Below are 24,126 nucleotides of genomic sequence, written 5' to 3' on the forward strand. Positions count from 1 at the left end.
TAGATCAAGCTTCTTCTTTATTAAGGTTTGATTCAATATAATCAATTGCTTCCTGAATCGTAGTGATTTTTTCAGCTTTTTCATCTGGAATTTCAGTTTCAAATTCTTCTTCCAAAGCCATCACCAGTTCAACAGTATCAAGTGAGTCAGCACCTAAGTCATCAACAAAGGATGCGTCGTTTTTTAGCTCTTCAGGTTTAACGCCCAATTGATCAACAACAATTTTACGAACTCGTTCTTCAACTGTACTCATAACTTGTATTTCCTCTTAGTTTAAAAAATTCCTGCAGGCTAGTTTATTCAATTATTCAAAGAACGCAAGCCTATTTAATCCATATACATGCCACCATTCACATGAATGGTTTCACCAGTTATATAATTTGCGCTGTCAGAAGCCAAAAAGGCAACTACTTCAGCAATATCTTCAGCCTTACCCAATCGCTTCATTGGAATACGCTTTAGCATTTCTTCTTTAACCATATCCGGTAAAGCGCTGGTCATATCAGTATCAATAAAACCTGGAGCAACAACATTTACCGTAATACCACGACTAGCAATCTCTTGTGCCAGGGATTTAGTAAATCCTACCACACCAGATTTAGCGGCAGTATAATTAGTTTGCCCGGAATTACCACTAGAGCCAACTACGGAGCCAATACTTATAATACGACCCCATCTCGCACGAAACATCGGCTTAATACAAGCCTTACTTAGACGAAATATAGCACTTAAATTCGTTTCTATAACCTTGTACCACTCTTCGTCATCCATCCTTAGCAATAAATTATCACAGGTAATACCGGCATTATTAACCAAAATGGATGGTAATTTATCTTGATCTGAGAGTTCTGTCATTAGATTATCAACTCCCTCTCTACTTGTCACATCAAGACTAACCCCCTCGCCTTTCACCCCTTCTTGTACAAACATGTCGCTAATAGTAGCAGCACCTTGATTTGTAGTGGCCGTGCCAATAACGTAAGCTCCCTTTTTGGCCAAAGTTAGGGCAATAGCCTTGCCGATCCCTCTACTTGCGCCTGTAACCAGGGCTATTTTACCTTGTAAATTTGACATGACGACATCCTCGTTAATAAGATTTCTCATCCGCAGTGAGTTGGCTAAGAAATTGCTCCAAACTTGCATTATCATTCACACTAACTGCTGGCAGTGTCCTTTCAATGCGTTTTATTAACCCGCTTAATACTTTCCCTGGCCCGCATTCTATAACATATTCAATGCCTTTGCTTTTCATCAATTGGATGGTTTCAACCCATCTTACAGGACGATACAATTGTTCTTTCAGTAGAGAACAAATCTGCTCAGGAGATTTATAAATGCTCAGATCAACGTTAGAAATAACAGGAATAGCCGGTGTTTTGAAATTAACATTAGCAAGATAGTCAGCAAAAGCCTCAGCTGCATCGTTTAACAAAGGGCAGTGGCAAGGTACACTGACTGGAATAATCTTTGCCATTCGAGCTCCAACGGTCTCAGCCAATTTTACAGCTTGCTCAACAGCTGCTGTATGTCCGGCAATGACTACCTGGCCAACAGCATTATAATTAGCAGGCGTGACTAGTTGTTGCTGCGTGCTTACTTGAGTACAAAGCGCTTCGACCTGTTCGTCCGTCAATCCTACAATTGCGGCCATAGCCCCTTGTCCTAAAGGAATAGTTTCTTGCATGAGTTGCCCGCGCTTGGCAACTAATTGAGCTGCATCTGGCAGGTTGATAGCATCAGCACAAACCAAGGCAGCATACTCTCCCAAGCTATGGCCAGCCATCATTTGAGCCTGTCCAGTGCCAAGCTTTTCTAAAAGTCTGTATACAGCAACATCAGCTGTTAGCATCGCAACTTGAGTATGTTCAGTCTGGTTTAATTGTGACTCCGGCCCTTCTTGTACCAATTGCCACAAATCATAACCCATTCTGTCTGAGACCAAAGCAAAAAGATCTTTAATCAAAGAGTACTTGCCAGCCAAGTCTGCTAACATGCCCACTGATTGGGAGCCTTGACCAGGAAAGACGTATGCAGAATTAATCATGAATAATGAACTCCGAAACAACCTTAATTAATAACGTATAACCATCGCACCCCAGGTCATCCCGCCACCAAAGGATTCTAATAATAGTAAGTCACCACGTCTTATACGCTGTTCCCGGATAGAGTAATCCAAAGCTAAAGGAATGGATGCAGCAGAGGTGTTGCCCTGATTCTCAATAGTTACTATTACTTGTGACATGGGTAAACTTAATTTTTTAGCAATACCCTGGATAATACGAATATTGGCTTGATGCGGGATAAGCCAATTAATATCTGATTTCTGTAGATGGCAAGTCTGGAGCACTTCATCCACAACATCACCCATAATATTGACAGCCAACTTGAAAACTTCGTTCCCTTTCATACCAATGATCGCTTTATAATCTTCAGTGGCATAATTAGGATAAGTCAACAATCCATCTTCATCATGTAGGGCATGCAATGTGCTTCCCAAGATTCCAGGCTTATCACTAGCACTTAATACGACAGCGCCTGCACCATCGCCAAATAGAACACAGGTCGCACGATCATTCCAATCAAGGGCGCGCGACATACTTTCACTACCAATTACCAAAACATGTTTTGCAGCACCAGTACTGATATATTGTTTGGCTACATCCATTGTGTACACAAAACCACTACAAGCAGCGCTGATATCAAAGGCTGGTATAGGGCGTGAAATCTTAAGTGCTTTCTGAACGTGGCAAGCCATGCTGGGAAAAAAATGATTAGGAGTGCAAGTTGCTACCAGGATTAAATCAATCTCATTGGCATCAATATCAGAAGCTGCTATTGCTTTTTCTGCAGCTCTACAAGCCATAAAAGAGGTTGTTTCATGCTCCGCTGCAATATGCCTGCTGGCTATTCCTGTTCTTGACAGAATCCATTCATGGCTGGTATCCAGCTTGGATTCCAATTCTTGATTAGTAAGTATGCGTTCAGGTAAGTAACTGCCTGTTCCATTAATAATGGCATTTTTCATAGTAACAAACCCTGATTGATAAAATCGGTAATTTGGTCACGTACCAAATCAACCACATTATTTTTTACTTGTAGCTTGGCCTCTTCAATAGCATATTGAAAAGCAAGTTCACTGGCTCCACCATGGCTTTTTACGACGATACCATTCAAGCCAAGCAAGCTGGCACCATTATATCGCGCCGGGTCCATACGTTTTTTCAAATGGCCTAAAGCAGGCAAAGCAACCAAACCAGCCAACTTACTCAACCAGCTTTTTGTAAATGACTCTTTGAGTACCGCTAGCATAAGTTTTGCTAAGCCCTCGCTCGCTTTTAATGCTACGTTACCCACAAACCCGTCACAAACTACCAAATCAACGTCACCAGAATAGAATTGATCACCTTCAACGTAGCCAACGTAATTCATTAAATTACACTCTGCCAACATATGGGCTGTGCGTTTAACCTGATCGTTTCCTTTAATTTCCTCTACACCAATGTTTAGCAGGGCAATTTTGGGCATTGCTTTTTTATCTACGGCCTGAACTAAAGCGGAACCCATCACTGCAAATTGGAAAAGATGCTCGGCACAGGAATCGACGTTAGCGCCCAAATCAATAACTCGAGTCTTACCATGCATTGTTGGCAATTCGGCAATGATTGCAGGTCTGTCGATGCCTGGCAGAGTTTTTAGAACGAAACGAGCCGTAGCCATCAAAGCACCGGTATTGCCAGCACTTACACAGGCTTGAGCACGCCCTTCTTTCACCAGATTGATAGCCACCCGCATGGAAGAGTCTTTCTTATTCCGCATTGCATGCGAAGGCAACTCATCCATTTCGACGATTTCAGACGCGTGAACGACCGAAAATTGGCTGTTATTGGTGATACCGAATTTTTTAAGATGCGCATTCACCTGATTTTGTTCGCCCACCAGCAACAACTTTAGATCAGGGTTATTTCGTGCAGCACGAACACAAGCAGGAATCACAACTTTTAAGCCATGATCCCCACCCATCGCATCTACAGCAATGGTGATGTTTTTCAAGCGAGTTACTCTTGTTCTTCGTATGCGCTATCAGCTGTATCCAAAACCTTTCTACCACGATAGTAGCCATCGGGTGTAACGTGATGACGCAAATGGGTTTCTCCAGTAGTTGGATCAACTGATAGCGTCGGTTGTGTTAAAGCGTCATGAGAACGACGCATATCACGTCTGGAACGTGATTTCTTATTTTGTTGTACGGCCATTGTATTACTCCTAAACAATTTGCATTCGCTGGGGCGGAATATTACCGATTTTTTCGCGGTAATCCAAGTGTTACTTAGATATTTTATGATTTTATTATGTTGTCTACCTGAATAAAGCGGTTGATTTCTTGGTCGCAATTCTCAATATCCAAGTGCGACTCCGGGACATAAAGATGCAATTCATCAGTTAATAATTCCTCTAACTCAAGCTGACCATTAGTAGAAACAACACACTCATAAAGCTCCATTAATTTTTCGGCTACTTCATCAGAATCGCAAACAGCTAAGGTTGTCTGATTAATATAGTGATGATGAAACTCACCTAAACAACGTTGACAAATCACCGATACAATGGAATCAACATCCATGGTTATTAAATAATAATTTTTCTCGGCACTGACTTTGAATTGGCAATCAAGTACACAAGGGGCAGCAACATAAGCTGGCAGTCTTTCCTGCAATTCGATTTTAACGTTTTGAAGTCCTGCTTTAGCGGCTTCGCTTTTCAAATTAATTAACATAGTTTCACTGTTTCACTTTAAAAAAAGATCTTGATAGATTTAATAGCGCAAGATCATTTATAGAACTCTTAATTATACCTTATTCTTGTTTCTTTAATTAGTCTCTCATCAAAAACAACTGTAAATACAATTTTAAAATCAGACATTATAACGTAAAATAGGATTTTTTTTATACATACTGATATAGATAGTCTATGAAAGCCAAAGTTATTGTCGGCATGTCGGGGGGGGTTGACTCCTCTGTTGCAGCTTGGTTATTGCAAGAGCAAGGATACCAGGTGGAAGGTCTTTTTATGAAAAATTGGGAGCAGGACGATTCCGATGGTTATTGTGCTGCAGCAAATGATTTAGAGGATGCGCAAGCCGTGTGCAACCAACTGCGCATTCCATTGCACAGTGTCAATTTTTCTAAAGAATATTGGGAGCGCGTCTTTGCCCATTTTCTTAATGAATATGAGCACGGGCGAACTCCCAATCCCGATGTACTCTGCAATAAGGAAATAAAATTTAATGCCTTTTTGCAGCATGCGCTTACCTTGGGGGCAGATTATATAGCTACCGGCCATTACGCTAAAGTACGGAGAAATAACAACATTGGTGAACTCTTAAAAGCTAAGGACAGGGAAAAAGACCAAACTTATTTTTTACATGCCGTGGAACCTGCCGCACTGGCAAAGACCTTATTCCCTGTAGGAGATTATCATAAAGGGGAAGTACGAGAATTTGCTAAACAATTGGGCTTGGTCACCCATGACAAAAAAGATTCGACAGGAATTTGTTTTATTGGTGAAAAGCGTTTTAAAACCTTTCTCAATGAATTCATTTTGGCTAAACCAGGCGATATTAAAAGTAGCAGTGGCGAGCAATTGGGACGACATGATGGTTTAATGTTCTATACAATCGGCCAACGTCAGGGGTTAGGCATTGGAGGGCGGCAAACTGCCAGTGAAGAACCTTGGTATGTAGTCGATAAGGATACTAAAACCAATACCTTAATTGTTGCCCAAGGTAATCATCATCCAATGCTCTATTCACAAGGCCTTATTTGCGGCCCAATTCATTGGCTGGTTGAGCATGCAGTGGAATTGCCCTTAACCTGCTATGCAAAAACACGTTATCGCCAACCAGAGCAAGCCTGTGTTGTTTCTCCAGAGAGCAATAAACAGCACTATGTGATGTTTTCGAGTTTGCAACGAGCGATAACACCAGGACAATATATTGTCTTTTATGAGAAAAATCAGTGTCTGGGTGGTGCTACAATAGAACAAATTATCCGTTAATATTGTACAATTATAATAATATCCAATTTTGCTTTAATATTGGTATCAATAATCTGGAGTCAACATGTCCACAATGAATGCTTCCCCTGCTGAAACGGCAGGTATTTATTTCTCTGTCAGCGCCGCAGACAAAGTAGCGTCTTTAATTGTTGAAGAAGAAAATCCTGGATTGAATTTGCGAGTCTTTGTTACAGGGGGAGGTTGTTCGGGCTTTCAATATGGTTTTACCTTTGATGAAACAATTCAGGACGATGATACAGTCATTGTGCAACATTGTTCAGATGGTCAATCCTCAGTAAAGTTATTAGTTGACTCAATGAGTTACCAATATCTTAGTGAAGCTGAAATTGATTATGTTGAAAATATTCAGGGCTCTCAATTTGTTATTCGTAATCCCAATGCTAAAACGACTTGCGGCTGCGGTTCATCGTTTAGCATGGATGATGACGAATAATTCACCAGACTTCTTGCGAAACTCCCTGCATGGGAGCGGCGCTCAGCCTCTGAGTAATACGTAAATGAGTGCTTGAGCACCGAGTCGATCAAGCGATGTTCCAATACAGTAGAGTTTCGCAAGACAAGAAGTCTACCGCTTAGTAGGATTTTACGATCACTTTAGTACCAATTCTAATAAAATTACGGTGTAACCAATACGCATCACCCGGTGTAACACGAATACAGCCGTGGCTTGCATTATAGTTGGGCACATCGTATGAGCCGTGGATAGCATAATATTTACTAAAAAACATGCAATAAGGCATCTTGGCCCCGCCGCCTCCTAATGGATAGCGACTTGAACGACAACTAGCACTTCCTTTACTAATAATTCGATAAGTTCCAGAAGGGGTTCTGCAAGAGCGCCTAATATCAGGACAATATCCCCTCCCACCGGAGGCTCTCCCGGTTCTTATTACAGAACCATTTTCATTGATTGCCTTCCAAGTTAGTGAACGCGGATTAAAAATAAAGGTATTGCTAGCAAGAACAAGTAATTTTGGCATACTGCTATCAGCGGTATCTATACGAGGAGAATAACCAAATGCTGCTGTACTACTATAGAGGAGAAAAGAACCAGCAAAAATAAGAGGCCAGTATTTGCGAGGACTGTGCTCATCCATGATATTTCCTACAACTAGAGAACCCTGCGATTAAATATAGTTCAAAAAATAACCATTCGCAAAATTTTATTCAACATCCCAAAGGTTAGTGTTTGATTTTTTGACTAAAAATTGGATAAATTCCTGATGTCGTTGTAATTCATGTACGTCAGCAACAATCACAGGTGAATTGCTAACCAAACGCTCTATTTGCTGCAAGACAACTCCAGGTTGATTAACATGCTCCATACGCTCTTCAAATAAACTTGCTTGTCCGCCTGTCATGGCTAAATAGACTGATGCTAGAATCTCTGCATCCAGTAAGGCCCCATGCAGGATTCGATTGGAGTTATCGATCTCGTAGCGTTTGCACAAGGCATCCAAACTATTACGCTGGCCAGGATGCTTTTCACGTGCAAGAATTAACGTATCGCAAACAGTACAACAATCCTTAAGCAGCACAGGCCAGTTAAGCAAGTTTAATTCAGCGTTAAGAAAACCCATATCAAAAGGAGCATTATGGATAATTAACTCTGCACCTTGAACGAAGTGCATGAATTCCTCAGCAATATCTTTGAATAAGGGCTTATCTTGTAAAAACTCGGTACTTATACCATGAACGCGAAATGCACCCTCATCGACTTCGCGCTGTGGATTAAGATAAACATGAAAATGATTACCTGTCAGTTTTCTGTCTTGTAGTTCAACGCAACCTATTTCAATAATCCGGTGGCCTAATTCATGACCAATACCGGTTGTTTCGGTATCTAAAACAACTTGACGCATATCTTTATCCGTTTAAGTATTAAGGAGTTCTTCAATTGCTTGGTTTGCCAAGGCATCAGCTAGTTCATTCTCAGGATGTCCTGCATGCCCCTTTACCCAATGCCACCTAATTTTATGTTGCATAGCTAAGGCATCTAATTGTTGCCAGAGGTCAACATTTTTAACTGGTTCTTTTCTTGAATTACGCCAGCCATTCTTCTTCCATTGACCTAACCACTCCATCATTCCTTGCCGCAGGTATTGCGAATCGGTATAGAGATGCACCTCACAAGGTCTTTTTAATGCTTCCAAGGCCTTAATAGCAGCCGTCAATTCCATGCGATTATTCGTTGTTTGTGTCTCCCCGCCGTATAAAGTTTTTTCACGGCCATTATAACGTAGCAAAGCTCCCCAGCCACCTGGCCCGGGGTTTCCTTTGCATGCCCCATCGGTATAAATTTTAATGGTCATAAAAATAAATCTTGATAAGGTTCAACAGCAGGGTCGATAGCATACACAGAAAAATCATGAATACCAGCGTTTGTTAGTACTTCTTCATCAATAAAAAAATGGCCGCTCAAGAATTTGGCAGACTGCGTTAAGATCCAATAGGCGGCATCGGCAACAATGTCAGGTGTTCTACTTGCTTTGAATATGGCATCAGGAAAATGTACGCGAATGGCATCGGTAGCAATTGTTGTTTTTGGCCATAAAGAATTAACAGCAATCCCGTAAGATTTTAATTCTTCTGCCAAACCTAAGGTACACATACTCATGCCAAATTTACTTATTGTATAAGCAAGATGGGGTGCGAACCATTTTTTATCCATGGATAGCGGCGGAGATAGTGTTAAAATATGTGGATTATCAGATTTCCTTAAATGAGGAATTGCCGCCTGAGAGCATGCAAAAGTTGCCCGTGCATTGACCGCCTGCATTAGATCGTAGCGTTTCATTGATGTTGCCAAAGTATCACTAAGACTAATTGCACTAGCATTATTAACCAGAATATCCAGCTTGCCAAAGGCCTCTACAGTCTCTGCTATTGCATGCTGAATTTGTTCTTCATCACGAACATCAACAACGAGAGGTAGCGCCCTTCCACCTAGTTGTTCTACCTCTTTGGCAACCGTGTGAATTGTACCTTCCAGTTGCGGATGAGGAGTATCCGTTTTGGCAGCAAGAGCTATCCATGCTTTTTCGCGTGCAAAGCGGTGTGCAATGGCTCTTCCTATCCCCCGACTTGCGCCCGTTATAAATAATACCCTCGTCATTTCTTCTCCCTAAGATCCATACCTGCTACCCAGGTTAAAAAATAGCGTATCAATTTACCATAAGGTGGATAAAACCAGGTAATAGCTGCAAAACGTCGTTGTGAAAATACCGGCTTTAATTTTGAAAAACGCTCAAACCCTTCTTGCCCATGATAATGACCAATTCCACTTTCCCCTATTCCACCAAAAGGCAGCGCATCAATGGCAATATGGGTTAAGGTATCATTAATAGTTAAAGCACCAGAGAGTGTTTTTATTTCCAGTGCTTTCCTTTCCTGTTTATCTTCACCAAAATAATAGATGACCAAAGGTTTGGGGCGTTCATTGATAAAATCAACTGCCTCATCAAAGGACTCATAGCTGATAACTGGAAGAATGGGGCCAAAAATTTCTTCCTGCATAAGCAGCATCGAACTCTTTACATTCAATACCATATAAAATGGCATTTTTTGCTTTTGGCTCTCAAATTTGCCAATTTGAATAACATGCCCATTTTGGTCTTGAGCATCATCGATATAGCTCTGTAACCGTTCCTTATGTTGAGCGGAAATAAGGCAAGAATAATCTGGATTGCTTTCTAAATCGGGGTAATGTTTGGCCATAAACTCTTTACAAAAGGTCTCAATACGAGCCTCCCATCCCTTGGGCACCAACAAATAATCGGGTGCAATACAAGTCTGGCCAGCATTATAGAGTTTTCCCATAAAAAGCCGGGAAAAATAATTTGGATTAACAGAAGAAGAAATAATTACAGGTGATTTTCCTCCTAACTCAAGCGTAACTGGAGTTAAACTCTTGGCTGCTGTTGCCATTATCTCTCTACCTACCGCAGTTGATCCTGTGAAAAGAAGGTGATTAAAAGGCAAATTAGCAAATTTTTTAGCAACCTCTGTGTCGCCATTAACAATAGTAACGAAGCTAGTCTCTATCCCCTCTTGGTTGAACAATCGAGCTAATCTCTCTCCTGTTTTGGGCGTCTGCTCTGAAATTTTAATCATTACACGATTCCCAGCAGCTAAAGCATAAACCAAAGGTACCAATGCAAGATAAAGTGGGTAATTCCAGGGAACCATTACACCAATCACGCCTAATGGTTGTGGAAAAACATAAGCAGAGGCAGGTTTAAAAAGCCATAAAACCGGCTTTTTTCGAATTTTCATCCACCTTTTTAAATTTTTTAAGCAATAATCAATTGCATTAATACTTGGAAAAATCTCTAAAAGAAGTGTCTCCTGATAAGCACGATGAGAAAAATCTTCATTCACCGCCTGGGCGAGTTCAATTGCATTTTTTTGCAGGAGTTGTTTTAACTGTTGCAAGGTCTGTTGCCGTTCTTCACAGGATAAATAAGGGTTTACACGCGTTTCTTGTGCAAGACGTTTAAACAGCGTTTTCAATTCCATTTTTATCGTCCTTATTTATTTCCTCAATAAATAATCTTCATAGCAAAAAATCACCCTGGAGGATTTTTTGCTTAATAATTGCCAGATCGGGAGCAAAGTAACGATCCTGATTATATGGAGCAACTACCGCTCTTATTTTTGCATAAACCTGACTTAATTTAGGTGAGGTAGTTAGAGGTGTATGGAACTCGAGGCCTTGGCAAGCAGCTAATAATTCGATAGCTAGGATAGTCGCGGTATTATCAATCATTTCATACAAGCGCCTCGCTGCATTAGTAGCCATTGAAACATGATCTTCCTGATTCGCAGAGGTCGAGAGGCTGTCTACAGAATGAGGATGAGCCAAGGCTTTATTATCACTGGCACAAGCCGCGGCTGTAACATGGGCAATCATAAAACCAGAGTTTAAACCTCCCTCTTTAACTAAGTAAGCCGGTAATCCACTGAAATGTTTATCAATTAATAATGCAATACGACGCTCTGCATTAGCTCCAATTTCGGCAATTGCCAACGCTAAATTATCAGCTGCCATGGCAATAATTTCCCCGTGAAAATTACCTCCAGATAAAATATCCCCTTGCTCAGCAAAGACGATGGGGTTATCTGAAATAGCGTTGGCCTCGATCCCTAAGGTTTCACTAACAAAGCGCATTTGATGTAAAACAGCGCCCATGATTTGAGGTTGACAACGCAACGAGTATGGATCCTGTACCCGCGTGCAACTACGATGCGATTCACGAATCAAACTTCCAGCTAATAAATCTCTATATTTTGCTGCAACGTCACATTGGGCTGAATAACCACGGACCTGGTGGATGCGCCTATCAAAAGGAACGTCACTGCCAGAAGCAGCATCTACCGATAAACTTCCCGCTATAACGGCTGTTTCAAAGAGTAATTCTGTTTTGAATAAGGCTTGCATGGCTAAAGCTGTAGATACTTGTAAGCCGTTAAGCAACGCCAAACCTTCTTTAGGTGCTAATTCCAACGGTGTTAATCCAGCAATTTTAAGGCCTTCAACAGCACTAATTATTTTCCCTTCAAAACGCACCTGCCCTTCTCCTATTAAAGGTAAAGCAAGATGGGCTAGTGGTGCTAAATCACCCGATGCACCTACGGAGCCTTTAGCTGGGATGCAGGGATAAATACCTTTGTTGTATAAAACGCATAAAGCATTGATAAGCTCTTTTCTGACTCCAGAATAACCCTGTGCTAGATTATTAATTTTAAGAATTAAAACTAACGCTACAATTTCATCAGCCAGTAACTCACCGGTTCCACAAGCATGAGATAAGACAATATTACGTTGCAATTGTTTTAAAAGCTCAGTAGAAATAGTTTGGTTGGCTAGAGAACCAAACCCCGTATTGATGCCATATACAGTTCTTTTGTCATTTATTACCTGTTGTACAGTTGCACAAGATTTCTCAATTAGAGGTAAAAAAGCTTCGTCCAAAACCAAGGATTTCTGTTGAAAAAGAATGGACTTGATTGCTTGAAGACTTAAGTGGCCTGGAACAAGGGTAAAAAACTCAGCCATGACGCACTCCACCAATTGATTCCATGGGTAACCATAAATTATTTTCTTTAGCGCATTGCTTTGCCAAGGTATAACCAGCGTCAGCATGGCGCATAACGCCGGTTGCGGGATCATTATGCAATACGCGCGCGAGACGAATTGCAGCTTCCTCGGTGCCATCGGCTACGATGACCACTCCTGCATGTTGGGAAAATCCCATGCCTACGCCACCGCCATGGTGAATGCTGACCCAGGTCGCACCGCTGGCGCAATTCAATAAAGCATTTAATAATGGCCAGTCGGATACAGCATCACTACCATCCAACATACCCTCGGTTTCTCGATTTGGGCTGGCCACTGAACCAGAATCAAGATGATCGCGGCCAATGACAATCGGTGCTTTAACTTCTTTATTTTTTACCATTTCATTAAAGGCAAGTGCCAACCGTGCTCGATCTTTAAGGCCTACCCAACAGATTCTGGCTGGTAAACCTTGAAAAGCAATTTTTTCTCGGGCCATATCCAACCAATGATGCAAATGTTTGTCATCTGGTATCAGACTTTTAACTTTTTCATCTGTAGCATAGATATCTTCGGGGTCTCCTGATAAAGCAACCCAGCGAAAAGGGCCAACACCTTCACAAAATAGAGGGCGAATATAGGCAGGTACAAATCCAGGAATCATGAAGGCGTCAGTAACGCCTTCTTCATAAGCCATTTGACGAATATTGTTACCATAATCAAATACTGGAATACCTTCCTTTTGGAAAGCAAGCATTGCCCTCACTTGTTCAGCCATCGATTTTTTCGCTGCGGCAACAACTTCTTGCGGAGCAGTTCGCCTGAGTTCATCTGCTTTTTCCAAGGACCAACCACCTGGTAAATAACCATTTAATGGATCATGAGCGCTGGTTTGATCTGTGACTAGAGATGGTAAAACACCCCGTCGTAATAATTCCGGATAAATTTCAGCTGCATTCCCCAAAAGCCCTACCGATAAGGGTATTTTATTGCGGCAGGATTCCTGTATCCATTCCATGGCTTGCTCAAAATTTTCTGTAGAGCGGTCTAAATAGCGGGTTTTTAACCGTTTTTCCAATCGACGAGGATCACATTCAATGGCAAGCATACTAGCTCCTGCCATTGTTGCTGCCAAAGGTTGCGCTCCTCCCATACCGCCAAGGCCAGCTGTCAATACCCAGTGACCTGATAAATTACCATCGTAATGTTTCTTAGCGCAGGCACTGAAAGTCTCATAAGTACCTTGCACTATGCCTTGCGAACCGATATAAATCCAACTACCTGCAGTCATTTGCCCATACATCATGAGCCCTTTCTTATCAAGCTCATTAAAATGATCCCAGGTAGCCCAATGCGGTACTAAGTTAGAGTTGGCAATTAAAACTCGTGGCGCATCCTTATGGCTAGTAAAAACCCCTACAGGTTTTCCCGATTGAATTAATAAAGTTTGATCATCATTCAGCTCTTTGAGAACTTCCACAATCTTATGATAAGAAGGCCAATCACGGGCTGCGCGGCCACGACCTCCATAAACCACTAATGAAGCAGGGTCTTCCGCTACATCAGGATCCAGATTGTTACGAAGCATTCTTAAAGCAGCTTCTGTAAGCCAATTTTTAGCTTCCAATTGGGTACCGCGTTGAGCGCTGATGTTGAGTAGCGCGTGGTTTTGCACAGCCATTTTTTCTCCATCCTTGAGTTCTATTGGGTATCATACACGAGGGGATTAAGGACGTGAATGGCTATTCCATTTGAAGCATTCATACAGGTTGTAAAAATAACAATCAACATGATAGACTGCAAAGTCGCTTTTTAAAAATGAAGAGTTATCGTGCATACACCTCAATCAAAACACCCTCCTTCATTGCGGGTTTTTTTCGCCACAGAAATGTGGGAAAGATATGGTTTTTACGTTGTACAATCTTTATTGGCTCTGTATTTAGCTCGTCATTTCAAATGGCCCGATAAAGACGTCTATGCGCTGGTCGGCTCTTTTACCGCTTTAACTTACTTGTCTCCAGTAATTGGAGGCTGGATTGCTGATCATTTACTTGGGCAGAAAAGGGCCATTTTGGCTGGAGCCTGTTTTTTATTTCTTAGTTACCTCTCCTTATCCCTTCTCAACTCAGATCAAGGTTTGACTGTTTCTCTGGCGGGGATTGCAGTAGGCACAGGTTTGTTAAAACCTAATATTTCCTCTTTATTAGGCAACGAATATCCTATCGATTCCCCAAAACGAGAAAGTGGTTTTACGATTTTTTATATGGGGATAACAACAGGTATTATTTTAGGGACAACCTTACCCAGTTTACTTCATAGTCACTTTGGATGGCCGGTTGCTTTTGCCAGTGCCGCTTTGGGAATGGTTATCGCTTTTGCAGTCTTTGTTTTTGGAGTTTATATTTACCATATAGCCGATTATCATCCCTTTGAATTCCGTATAGATAAATTAATAAAATCGATTTTGATGATGATATTTTTATGGCTGCTTTCTTTTTCGATTCTTGAATACCCTATCTTTGCTGATTCAGCCTTTGGTGGTGTTGTTCTCTTGTCCTTGGGTTATTTAATTTACTGTGCAAAACGTGAAACAGCCCAGCAAGCAAGGCAAACGGTTGTCATTGGGTTATTATGTATCATTTCAGTGATGTTTTGGGCTTTTTATTTTCAAATGTTTATGTCTCTTACTCTATTTATTTCAAGAGTTGTTGAGCCCAAGCTTTTTGGTATTCAGTTCCCACCACCTTACTATGTTGGGATACAAAGTGTTGGCATGATTATTTTTGGCTACTTCCTTGCTCGGGGAAAGAAGGAGCTCAATATAGTACAAAGTGGAATACGTACGAGTAATAAATTTATTTTAGCAATGATTTTTATGACTATTGCCTATACCCTCATTGCACTGGTAAGCCACAACAGCCTGGGGGCTAGTTTATTATCACCACTGTATTTTATTCCTGCCTATTTGATGATTTCAATCGCCGAGCTTTTGCTATCTCCAGTAGGCCTCTCTGCAATTACTGTGCTGGCCAGTCGTAAAAAAGTGAGCACAATGATGGGGATCTTCTTTGTCTCACTCGGTATTGGCGGTTTTTTATCAGGTAAATTAGCCAATTTAACCTCGATTAAATCAGACGAATTAACAATTACCAAGTTAAAAATTCATTATGCAAGCACCTTTACCGAATTATTGTATATTTTATTGGCTGCCACGTTGGTTTGCTTTATTTTAGGCTACTTTATAAAATCGCTATTGCTACGCAATCAGAATGACGTAAACAAGAGTGCAGGTTAATAAAAGCATAATACTTGGGCTGCGCGCCGAAAATCCCTTATAATGCCATTTGACGCTACACTGCAGACATGGCATTATTCCTAGCCTTGGAAGGCCATTCTTATTACCTTCTACCTCATATTTAGGCTTATCATGCATCAGAAAAAATCATTATCATCAATATTACCTTTGTTTTTGGTTCTATTTATCGACGGCATGGGTTTGGGCTTACTATTCCCTATTTTAAACACCATCATTATTGAACCTCAAACTGGCTTTTTACCGGCTGAAACAAGCTTGGGTTTACGTGATTTCTATTATGGCTTAACAATCGGCATTTTTATGATTTGCTGGTTTTTTGGGGCTGCAATATTAGGTGATTTATCCGACAGCGTAGGCCGAAAAAAATCATTGATGATCTGTTTACTGGGTTCTTTCCTGGGTTACTTTCTTTCTGCAATTGCGATTGTTTTGCAAAATTTCTGGCTACTCATCCTCGGACGTATCATCGCCGGCTTTACTTCTGGTAGCCAACCAATTGCACAAGCAGCCATTGTTGATGTCAGTTCTGAGGAGCACAAAGCACGCAACATTGGATTTATTCTGTTAGCCGTATCACTTGGCTTTGTTTTTGGTCCAATTTTCGGTGGTCTGCTATCAGATAATCGCCTGGTATCCTGGTTTGGCTTCGAAACCCCCATGTATTTTGCTGCTGCTTTATCTTTATTAAATGCTGTTTTGTTGCATCGGTCATTCAACGAAACCTTTACTGAAGCCGGTAATAAGATAAAAATTCAGTGGCACTATGCAGTCAATATTTTTATTTCAGCTTTTAAGCATCCCTCTATCTGTAAATATTCTGTTGTATTGCTTGTTATGATCTTTGGTTGGTCCAATTATTTTTCCTTTATTTCTTTATATTTATTGCAAACTTATCATTACTCAGCCATGGAAAATTCCTTTTTTCTCGCGGTAATGGGTCTGGGTTTCAGTATCGGTTGTGGTTATATTGTTGATTTTTGCACCAAACGTTACTCTTTTGATTGGGTTGTTATCACTGGCCTACTCTTAACAGCGACGCATGTATTACTCACGTTGCTATTTAAACAACAATGGGTCGCCTGGGTGGCAGCTCTTTTGATTGGTATGAGTCTATCTGTTGCCTATTCAGTATTGTTGACTATTTTTTCCAATCAGGTAAATGAGGATGAGCAAGGTTGGGTTATGGGGGTGACGGGTTCTATTATGGCTCTTTGCTTTGGTTTGACATCGATTTTTACCGGACTAATTGCCCAAATAGGTGCGGTATTACCGATGACCCTGGCCACTCTTGGTTTAGCAGTGAGTGGTCTCCTCCTCGCTGCATTTCAAACCAAGACGGCAGTCCCCTCGCATTCACCGTCTTAGACAGGAGCAATTTTGGATAAAAAAAATTCTTATTTACCCGTTGGCTACCAGACACTCACAGCTTATTTAATTGTTAAAAATGCTGCAAAAGCCATTGAATTTTATAAGAAAGTGTTCAATGCGGTGGAAATAATGCTTATGGAAAACCCTGGCAAAAAGATAGGCCACGCAGAATTGTCCATCGGTGATGTTAAATTTATGTTGGCTGATGAACATCCTGAAATGAATGCTTACGCGCCAGATAAATATAAGGGTTCACCGGTTGGTATGCATCTTTATGTTAAAGATGTTGATGCAACTGTAGCACTAGCGGTTAAGCATGGCGCTAAACTGGTTAGAAAAGTGGAAAATCAATTTTACGGTGATCGCAGCGGTACCCTCGAAGACCCTTTTGGCCATACCTGGTATATCGCCACACACATTGAAGATGTTTCCGAAGAAGAAATGAAAAAACGGGTAGCCGATTTATTTGCTAAAAAATAAGGCCCTTAATTCAGAATGAGTCAGTGAGTCTTACTGTAAAACTCGCTAATTTACTAAATACCTTATCACTCAGGAAGAGATTATGCCCACATTGCTACGCTTAACAATATCATTATATGTAATGCTCTTTTTATTAACTGCTCAGGCTGAAATGGATCCAAGCAAGCTTATTAAGGTGACTAATGATACTAATCCCAATTGCATTGAATATTACCATTATAAAGGTGGGATCTATTGTAGTATTACTGCTCAAGATGTTGCGCCATTGAATCCAGAAATAAAAAATTATGAAACACAGAAAATAGCCTTTGATAGTCGCCCCTGGAAAGTTGTTTTTGGGAAAAAAACAGAAGAAATAACCGTTGTTGAATATGTACCCGCTGATGATAATATCGAGCATTGGCAAGAATTGGTTACCAGTCAATTTATCCCTGGCTTACAAACAAGAATCTCCATCAAACAATATATTGACTCCATAATAAACAATTTAAAAGAATCTGGATTTAAACCAATTGTTACTATTATCGAAGAGACACCTGAACAGGCTTTATTTGAGTTTCGTATTGATAGCCCAAGTAACATGCAACAGGATGAGTTACAATTTGTTACCAAAGGTAAAGATGGGTTTTATATTTTGCATTATGTGATTAGAAAGGCCGACATGGGTAAGCCCAACAGGAATAAATGGATAGGGTTGCTTAAGAAAACAAAGCCTAAATAAGACTAAAACTTTGAGTTGCTTAATGGTCTTCATTTGAACGAAATGGAGTAATGATCAGTATTTTCCCAGCAATGGACGTTCAAAACGTCCATTTAGCAACAATACTGTAGACAGTTACAAACTCGGTTGGCAAGTACAGCAGTTAATAACTGCCTCACCACCTCTGATAAGTCCTTTGCCTGTTGCAGCAACACCCGCTACAAAGGTAGAGACTGTACGCAAAGCTAGTGATACGAGCGACCACAGCGTATCAACCAAAAGGCTTCCTACAAAACAACAGCTAGTTTCTATTCCAGCAAGAAACATATTGTTACTCGATACGGCATGATTTAGATCCATAATAGCTAAATTTGCTGCTGTTTCAGCAAGTTTACCTATAGAAAAAACTGCTGAACCAACAGCCATTGTTAAGTTTACTATTGGTATTAACAACGTAGATCTTATCTCTTGCTGCATATCCGACAATGAATTAAAAGGCACGAAAAAACCAGAAAAAGTATTTAAGCGAATCTCTCTTTTTTGATATTGCTCATTTTTTTTGATTTGATATTGCTTCTGTTTTTTTGGGGCGCCCTGTTCAATCATAAGTAACCTAAATGACAACTTAAAGGCCACATTATAGCAATCCACTCACTTTTTGTCAAAAATTAATTCACATTGAACACCCAAATGCCTTAGGAGGTTGTTATAAAATATCAGGTAAATCTTCTTTAACTGAATACGAATGGGCGCCCATACCTACTAATCTGCCATGATCGACGATAAGGTATTCATCGCGAATAGGTCGCGTAGCTAACCAACACTCCAGTATTTCACGCGTACCCGCAGCATATCGCGCTTGAGCAGATAAAGATGTCCCGGAGATATGTGGTGTCATACCATGGTGAGCCATTGTTCGCCAAGGATGGTTTTGCGCAGCCGGCTGAGGAAACCAAACATCACCAGCATAACCCGCTAGTTGCCCATGTTCTAGAGCATTAACAATTGCATCACGCTCACAAATTTTGCCTCGTGCTGTATTAATAAGATAGGTTCCACGCTTCATTGTACTTATTAGCTGCTCATTAAAAAGATGTTCTGTTTCAGGATGGAGGGGAACGTTAATAGTAACAACATCACAATGAGGTAGCATGGATTGCAGGTCGGAATGATAAGTAAGCCCTAATTCTTGTTCGACGCTTTCTGGCAAACGGTGACGGTCAGTATAGTGTAGCTTGACTTCAAAAGGTTTTAATCGCTGCATTACAGCTAGACCAATACGCCCAGCTCCTAAAGAACCAACAACCATTCCTTCAAGATCGTAAGAACGCTCAACACAATCAGCAATATTCCATCCCCCTTGGATAACCCATTGATAGGAGGGAATATAGTTACGTACTAAAGACAAGATCATCATAACCACATGTTCTGCAACGCTGATACTATTTGAATAAGTAACCTCAGCTACCGTGATGCCTTTTTTAATCGCTGCAGTCAAATCGACATGATCAGAGCCAATACCCGCTGTAATAGCTAGTTTTAATTTTTTTGCCTTGGCAAGCCGCTCTGCTGTTAAATAGGCTGGCCAGAAAGGTTGTGAAATAACCACGTCAGCATTGGGTAATTCCTGTTCAAAAGTGGAGTTATCCCCCTCTTTATCAGAGGTTACAACTAATTCATGTCCTTGACGCTCAAGAAATTTTCGCAAACCCAACTCGCCAGAGACTGAGCCTAAAAGCTCTCCTGGTGTAAAATCCATCCCTTCGGGTGTTGGTAAGGTCTGTCCGCCAGGATAAATTTTTACTTGAGGAATTTCATCTCGCGCATAATGTTTAGGATAACCATTCACCGGATCCGGATAAAGAACACAAAGAACCTTTGCCATAACGATTTCTCCCTGAAATGCATTTTAGAATTAATAATTTGAACTGCATAAATGATGGTATTGGAAATAGAAGAAATTAACTAGAGTCTTGCTTGATTCTGGGAGGGAATTAGCACTAACTAATTGTATTATAAATTAATATCTTGTGAGACGATTTTAATTTCTCCCTGCTCATGGCGGGCAACAACCAGTGTGTATTCAGGAACTTCAAGCCACGTTGTAGTATCTTCAGTTAATGGCTCAGACGCAATAATAATACTAGCCTTTATATTGCCACCTTTCATTTTATATTCATTGTCATAGAAGCCATAACTCTCACCATAGGTGTACCATAAAGAATGGTAGACACCTGAGTGGGCAGAGGGTAAAGCATCTGCTGGTTGCCAGCCATAGTCCAACACAAACCGTGTTGCAGCAATAAATTCACCATTCGTTATAAAAAGATTCACTGGCGAATTGACTTTTATATTTTTCTTATGGCGAACACGCTGCAGTATTTTTAAGGTTTCAATAATAGCCTTTACTATTTCTTCTGTCTCATAGCGGCCATCATAGGTTGATAGTTGTGATAAAAAGATGGCATAAATCCATTCACTATCCGTAGTGCCATTAATATCTTTCCTATACTCCGGACTAATGTACTCTAACAAATCATAACGCATCGTATTAAAATTACTAAGCGCTCCATTATGCGCCAATGCTACATTTGAACCCGCATATACAAAGGGATGTACATTTTGATTAGACACAACCTGTTTTTCATGATAGGAAACCCCCCGTAAATGCGCTAGAAGGCAGTGAGGTGAAATTTTCGCTGCCAGGTTACGCAGGTTTTCATCATAAAAAGGTAGTTGCGGAGTTTTATAGAGATAGGGCTCTGTAGGATTGTGCGACATACCATCCCATGCAGCCATCCCAAAACCAGCCAGATTCAACAAATGAGACATGTATTTAGGATGATAACTTTGCTTAATAAACGAGTTATCAGGCTTATAAAGCAACTCTTCAACAACAATTGGTTTGCCAAGATATGATAATATTCTACACATATTTGTTACCTATTATATGTTTCAATATGCAATCTCACATCCAACTTATTAATGGATTTTTCCAACGCGACCAGAGAGATACAAATCAAATCAAATAATTTATACCAAAGCCGCGGGTTATTGTTGCGTATTGCATCCAATTCTGATTCTGATATTTTGAGCAAGATTGCTTGTTCACAAGTAACAAAAGTTATCGTAAAAGAAGAGTCATTATCGATACAGGCTATGCTGGCAAATAAGGCTCCAGGGCCAATAACCGATAGTTTGGCCAGTTTATTATCTTGCATAATACTCGATTGGACAGCTCCTTGTATGACTATATAGCAGGAAGCGTTTTTTTCCCCTACGTGAATCAATTTACAATTTTTTGCTGCTTCCAGGAGAACCGTATGTTGAAATAATTCATGCAATTCATCTTTACTAAATGATTTAAATAAGGATTTTTTTTGTAAGCGCTCCAACATAGATTCGTTGATTGAGGCAACTTGCTTTGGTTGATTCAGTGAATCAACTACACGCCCCAAAAAAGATAAACCGGGTATTTCAGATTGTGTAATAAGTGTTGTAACTTTGCCATGCATTGCTTTTAAACGAGAACAAATTTGTTTGGTAATTGCATATAATATTTTGTATTTTGTTTCCGAAAAATAGAGAGAAAGCATTTCAAAATGGACTGAATTGATAAATAAACACTGCACATTATTACTCGCCACATAGGAAGTAGGTGAAGCTCCTTTCTCTATAAAACTTATCTCATTCAAAAAATTACCCGGTTTTAGTACTTCTATATTAGTCATTCCCTGCCCCATTGAGCGCGCAGAAACCACTACATTACCGCTAATAATAATATAAATACCTTCTTCTTTTTTCCCTTGTTGCAGGATCACATCACCTGTAGAAAAGCTGTGGATTTGACCATTGTTTAATAAAACTTCCAACTCTTGACGATCCAGGTAATTGGCTAAATTGGTCTCTTCCAACTCAGGGAGCTTGGCCATCGTTTCTGGATTATCAATGAGCTTAAACATCCTATCCTCCCCTCCCCATTTATCTATCCATGATCCTTAAATAGCTCTTTAAATTGATTCAGCCCACATACGGCATTGCGCTGCGACTACCTTAGATAAAGAGCCTTCTTGTTTAAAAACCTGTTTTAAGAAAGCCGCATCATTCATGTTCTTCATCGCATCATTTACCAATAGAGCAACATAGTCTGAATTGCCTAACTGCACGATATAGTTCTCAATTTTTTTAACTGTTTCAATTAAATCATCAATAATCAAACTATGTTGCATAGTATAAGGATTAATAAAATCACCTTCAAAACCATAGCGACTAGCCTGAAAGCGGTTATGATTATAGAGATAGTATAAATCATGACTAACGTCTATGGGTCTTTCCTTCAGTAGATAAAGGCTCAGGGCTTGAATATAGGCAATGATTAAAACTGCTTTTTTAATAGTCAACGGGGTATCACAGACACGAATTTCCACTGTACCAAACTCTGGTTTTGGCCTAATGTCCCAATAAAAATCTTTCATACTGGCTATAATTCCCAATTGACGCATTTTGTAGTAGTAGTCGGAAAATTCTCGCCAATTTATCAGGTAAGGAATGACGCCACTGAGCGGAAAAGCATTAAAAATTGTCGATCGTGATGAACAGTAGCCCGTATCAATGCCTTGATAAAAGGGCGAAGAAGCACAAATAGCAATAAACTGCGGAACATATCTTGCTAAAGCATGCGTAAGATACAAAGCATCTTCCGCTTGGGTACAACCGATATGAATATGCTGACCAAATACTGTTGACCGTTTGGATAAATAGCGATATTTTCTCGATAATTTCCTATATCTTATGGTTGGAAATATTTTTTGCATAGTCCATCTTTGGAAAGGATGCGTTCCACCACCACAAATAGCAATATGCATCTCAGCAGCCTGGCCCAGAAGAAATTGTTGTAAATGGACTAACTCCTCTAACATCGCTTGTGGTGAATGATGAATTGAGGAGTTAATTTCAATCATGCTTTGGGTGATTTCTGGTGTTATTCTGGGGCGATGAGGACTTTCTCTTAAATTTCGGATTAAATCTTTTGCACGTGAAACCAAGCTATACGTGCGTGGTGCAACAATCTGAAATTCGAGTTCTACACCAATTGATACAGCAGAGGATTTTTTGAAGGGTAATAATCTCATAAGGCTCCTCATCATCCATGTTATTTACCTATAGTATAAACGGATATTATTGGCACTGCAGGGAAAGGTGACTGATTACATAAGAAATTTTTTCTAGTGAACAACTATGCTTTGAGAGTTTTTTGAATTACTGCTATCATTCTCCCCTTTTTGAAAGAGATTTCAGCTTTTATGTCTGAGCAACAATTGTTTTTAAAGCAACTGCTTAAATCCTTGGATGATATCCAGGCAATCGATGTAGTCGTTATTGATGTAAAAAACCAGACTTCAGTGACTGACTATATGATCATATGCAGCGGCCGTTCATCACGCCACGTTAAAGCGATCGCAGAACTTGTCTTAGAGCAGATGAAAGCTGCTGGATTACCTGCTTTGAGTCAAAATGGCCTTGAATCTGGTGAATGGGCTTTGATCGATTTTGGTGATTTTGTTTTACATGTCATGCAGCCTGATAGTCGTGCATTCTATAATCTTGAAGGGCTCTGGCAAACTACTCCTCCTAGTAAATAACACATGTTCAAAATTACCCTCATTGCCTGTGGTAATAAGATGCCGTCTTGGGTTAACACGGCCGTCGCTGAGTTTTCAAAGCGACTGCAAGATTATGTTAGCTTTAATTTGGTTGAAATTCCGTTGGCCAAACGGGGTAAGTCTACTGATTTGACACGCATTTTAGAAAAAGAAGCGGCTTTGATTAGTGCTGCAATTCCCTCTAATGCCCGTATTATTGCATTAGAAATCAATGGAAACAGCTTCACCAGTGAAAAGCTTGCTTTAAAGCTTGAACAATTACAGCAAATTACTAGCCATCTCTGCTTTCTTGTTGGTGGGCCTGAGGGATTAATTCCATCAGTCATTGCTCGCAGTAATGAGCGTTGGTCTTTATCACAATTGACACTTCCTCATCCTCTTGTGCGCATCGTTCTATTAGAAGCACTTTATCGAGCCTGGTCAATAATTCATAACCACCCTTACCACAAATGAGGTTTTAAGATAA

The 24,126-nt window shown here is 40.3% G+C and carries 27 protein-coding genes; 8 read left to right on the forward strand and 19 right to left on the reverse strand.

Features of this window, described 5'->3' with window-relative positions:
- Positions 1-4 precede the first annotated feature (4 nt).
- From acpP to ACN4Z1_RS11820, 7 genes are all read right to left on the reverse strand, one after another.
- A complete protein-coding gene (gene acpP, locus ACN4Z1_RS11790; protein ID WP_058443967.1) occupies positions 5-253 on the reverse strand; it encodes an acyl carrier protein in 249 nt (82 codons plus the stop codon).
- A gap of 74 nt (positions 254-327) precedes the next feature.
- Complete coding sequence (gene fabG / locus ACN4Z1_RS11795; RefSeq protein ID WP_115222695.1) at positions 328-1,074, reverse strand: 3-oxoacyl-ACP reductase FabG; 747 nt, start codon at positions 1,072-1,074, stop codon at positions 328-330.
- A 13-nt stretch (positions 1,075-1,087) separates the two neighbouring features.
- Positions 1,088-2,044: an ACP S-malonyltransferase gene (gene fabD / locus ACN4Z1_RS11800; RefSeq protein WP_228364667.1), complete on the reverse strand. Its 957-nt coding sequence runs from the start codon at positions 2,042-2,044 to the stop codon at positions 1,088-1,090.
- Positions 2,045-2,071: 27 nt separating this feature from the next.
- Complete coding sequence (locus ACN4Z1_RS11805; protein ID WP_115221317.1) at positions 2,072-3,025, reverse strand: beta-ketoacyl-ACP synthase III; 954 nt, start codon at positions 3,023-3,025, stop codon at positions 2,072-2,074.
- Entirely contained in the window at positions 3,022-4,050 is a 1,029-nt protein-coding gene (plsX, locus tag ACN4Z1_RS11810; protein ID WP_228364668.1) for a phosphate acyltransferase PlsX, read from the reverse strand. The genes ACN4Z1_RS11805 and plsX overlap by 4 nt, the downstream gene beginning before the upstream one ends.
- Before the next feature lie 5 nt (positions 4,051-4,055).
- Positions 4,056-4,253 (reverse strand): 50S ribosomal protein L32, encoded by a 198-nt coding sequence (gene rpmF / locus ACN4Z1_RS11815; protein ID WP_058443953.1) that lies wholly within the window; start codon positions 4,251-4,253, stop codon positions 4,056-4,058.
- Positions 4,254-4,336: 83 nt separating this feature from the next.
- Positions 4,337-4,774, reverse strand: a complete 438-nt coding sequence (locus ACN4Z1_RS11820; protein WP_228364669.1) for a metal-binding protein — start codon at positions 4,772-4,774, stop codon at positions 4,337-4,339.
- A gap of 194 nt (positions 4,775-4,968) precedes the next feature.
- Between ACN4Z1_RS11820 and mnmA the strand changes: the two genes are divergently transcribed.
- Together mnmA and erpA are read left to right on the forward strand one after the other, a co-directional pair.
- Positions 4,969-6,054, forward strand: a complete 1,086-nt coding sequence (gene mnmA / locus ACN4Z1_RS11825) for a tRNA 2-thiouridine(34) synthase MnmA (protein ID WP_115221313.1) — start codon at positions 4,969-4,971, stop codon at positions 6,052-6,054.
- A 64-nt stretch (positions 6,055-6,118) separates the two neighbouring features.
- Entirely contained in the window at positions 6,119-6,508 is a 390-nt protein-coding gene (gene erpA, locus ACN4Z1_RS11830) for an iron-sulfur cluster insertion protein ErpA (protein ID WP_115221312.1), read from the forward strand.
- Between the two features lie 139 nt (positions 6,509-6,647).
- On the opposite strand, the gene ACN4Z1_RS11835 is transcribed toward erpA, so the two are convergent.
- The 7 genes from ACN4Z1_RS11835 to hutU form a co-directional block, all read right to left on the reverse strand.
- Entirely contained in the window at positions 6,648-7,172 is a 525-nt protein-coding gene (locus ACN4Z1_RS11835; RefSeq protein ID WP_115221311.1) for a L,D-transpeptidase, read from the reverse strand.
- 66 nt (positions 7,173-7,238) lie between these two features.
- A complete protein-coding gene (dnaQ, locus tag ACN4Z1_RS11840) occupies positions 7,239-7,937 on the reverse strand; it encodes a DNA polymerase III subunit epsilon (RefSeq protein ID WP_228364670.1) in 699 nt (232 codons plus the stop codon).
- Positions 7,938-7,949: 12 nt separating this feature from the next.
- Positions 7,950-8,387: a ribonuclease HI gene (gene rnhA, locus ACN4Z1_RS11845; RefSeq protein WP_115221309.1), complete on the reverse strand. Its 438-nt coding sequence runs from the start codon at positions 8,385-8,387 to the stop codon at positions 7,950-7,952.
- Entirely contained in the window at positions 8,384-9,190 is an 807-nt protein-coding gene (locus tag ACN4Z1_RS11850) for an SDR family oxidoreductase (RefSeq protein WP_228364671.1), read from the reverse strand. The genes rnhA and ACN4Z1_RS11850 overlap by 4 nt, the downstream gene beginning before the upstream one ends.
- A complete protein-coding gene (locus tag ACN4Z1_RS11855) occupies positions 9,187-10,593 on the reverse strand; it encodes a coniferyl aldehyde dehydrogenase (protein ID WP_228364672.1) in 1,407 nt (468 codons plus the stop codon). Before ACN4Z1_RS11855 ends, ACN4Z1_RS11850 begins: the two co-directional genes overlap by 4 nt.
- Positions 10,594-10,630: 37 nt before the next feature.
- On the reverse strand, positions 10,631-12,133 hold the full coding sequence (hutH, locus tag ACN4Z1_RS11860; protein ID WP_228364673.1) for a histidine ammonia-lyase: 1,503 nt from the start codon (positions 12,131-12,133) through the stop codon (positions 10,631-10,633).
- Positions 12,126-13,814: a urocanate hydratase gene (hutU, locus tag ACN4Z1_RS11865; protein WP_228364674.1), complete on the reverse strand. Its 1,689-nt coding sequence runs from the start codon at positions 13,812-13,814 to the stop codon at positions 12,126-12,128. Before hutU ends, hutH begins: the two co-directional genes overlap by 8 nt.
- Before the next feature lie 150 nt (positions 13,815-13,964).
- Between hutU and ACN4Z1_RS11870 the strand changes: the two genes are divergently transcribed.
- The 4 genes from ACN4Z1_RS11870 (at position 13,965) to ACN4Z1_RS11885 (ending at position 18,018) form a co-directional block, all read left to right on the forward strand.
- Positions 13,965-15,428 (forward strand): peptide MFS transporter, encoded by a 1,464-nt coding sequence (locus ACN4Z1_RS11870; protein WP_082646551.1) that lies wholly within the window; start codon positions 13,965-13,967, stop codon positions 15,426-15,428.
- Between the two features lie 132 nt (positions 15,429-15,560).
- Entirely contained in the window at positions 15,561-16,814 is a 1,254-nt protein-coding gene (locus ACN4Z1_RS11875) for an MFS transporter (protein WP_228364675.1), read from the forward strand.
- Positions 16,815-16,826: 12 nt separating this feature from the next.
- Positions 16,827-17,297, forward strand: coding sequence for a VOC family protein (locus ACN4Z1_RS11880; RefSeq protein WP_115175137.1), 471 nt, complete (start codon positions 16,827-16,829; stop codon positions 17,295-17,297).
- A gap of 82 nt (positions 17,298-17,379) precedes the next feature.
- Positions 17,380-18,018, forward strand: coding sequence for a hypothetical protein (locus ACN4Z1_RS11885; protein ID WP_228364676.1), 639 nt, complete (start codon positions 17,380-17,382; stop codon positions 18,016-18,018).
- A 114-nt stretch (positions 18,019-18,132) separates the two neighbouring features.
- On the opposite strand, the gene ACN4Z1_RS11890 is transcribed toward ACN4Z1_RS11885, so the two are convergent.
- The 5 genes from ACN4Z1_RS11890 to ACN4Z1_RS11910 all read right to left on the reverse strand — a co-directional run bounded on the left by ACN4Z1_RS11890 (position 18,133) and on the right by ACN4Z1_RS11910 (position 23,129).
- Positions 18,133-18,603 carry a hypothetical protein gene (locus ACN4Z1_RS11890; RefSeq protein ID WP_115221301.1) on the reverse strand — a complete coding sequence of 157 codons (471 nt, stop codon included), beginning with the start codon at positions 18,601-18,603 and terminating at the stop codon, positions 18,133-18,135.
- Between the two features lie 100 nt (positions 18,604-18,703).
- Positions 18,704-19,882: an NAD-dependent formate dehydrogenase gene (locus ACN4Z1_RS11895; protein ID WP_228364677.1), complete on the reverse strand. Its 1,179-nt coding sequence runs from the start codon at positions 19,880-19,882 to the stop codon at positions 18,704-18,706.
- A gap of 128 nt (positions 19,883-20,010) precedes the next feature.
- A complete protein-coding gene (locus ACN4Z1_RS11900) occupies positions 20,011-20,931 on the reverse strand; it encodes a class II glutamine amidotransferase (protein ID WP_115221299.1) in 921 nt (306 codons plus the stop codon).
- 5 nt (positions 20,932-20,936) lie between these two features.
- Complete coding sequence (locus tag ACN4Z1_RS11905; protein ID WP_228364678.1) at positions 20,937-21,959, reverse strand: cyclic nucleotide-binding domain-containing protein; 1,023 nt, start codon at positions 21,957-21,959, stop codon at positions 20,937-20,939.
- 48 nt (positions 21,960-22,007) lie between these two features.
- A complete protein-coding gene (locus tag ACN4Z1_RS11910) occupies positions 22,008-23,129 on the reverse strand; it encodes a YbdK family carboxylate-amine ligase (protein ID WP_228364679.1) in 1,122 nt (373 codons plus the stop codon).
- Between the two features lie 171 nt (positions 23,130-23,300).
- Here ACN4Z1_RS11910 and rsfS point away from each other — a divergent pair, with 171 nt between their 5' ends.
- On the forward strand, positions 23,301-23,639 hold the full coding sequence (gene rsfS / locus ACN4Z1_RS11915; protein WP_115221296.1) for a ribosome silencing factor: 339 nt from the start codon (positions 23,301-23,303) through the stop codon (positions 23,637-23,639).
- Between the two features lie 3 nt (positions 23,640-23,642).
- The gene (gene rlmH / locus ACN4Z1_RS11920) at positions 23,643-24,113 is read left to right on the forward strand and encodes a 23S rRNA (pseudouridine(1915)-N(3))-methyltransferase RlmH (protein ID WP_115221295.1); all 471 of its coding nucleotides are present in this window, start codon (positions 23,643-23,645) and stop codon (positions 24,111-24,113) included.
- Positions 24,114-24,126 lie beyond the last annotated feature (13 nt).

The organism is Legionella sp. ST3F1 (assembly GCF_048553315.1).
Taxonomy (GTDB): domain Bacteria; phylum Pseudomonadota; class Gammaproteobacteria; order Legionellales; family Legionellaceae; genus Tatlockia; species Tatlockia donaldsonii.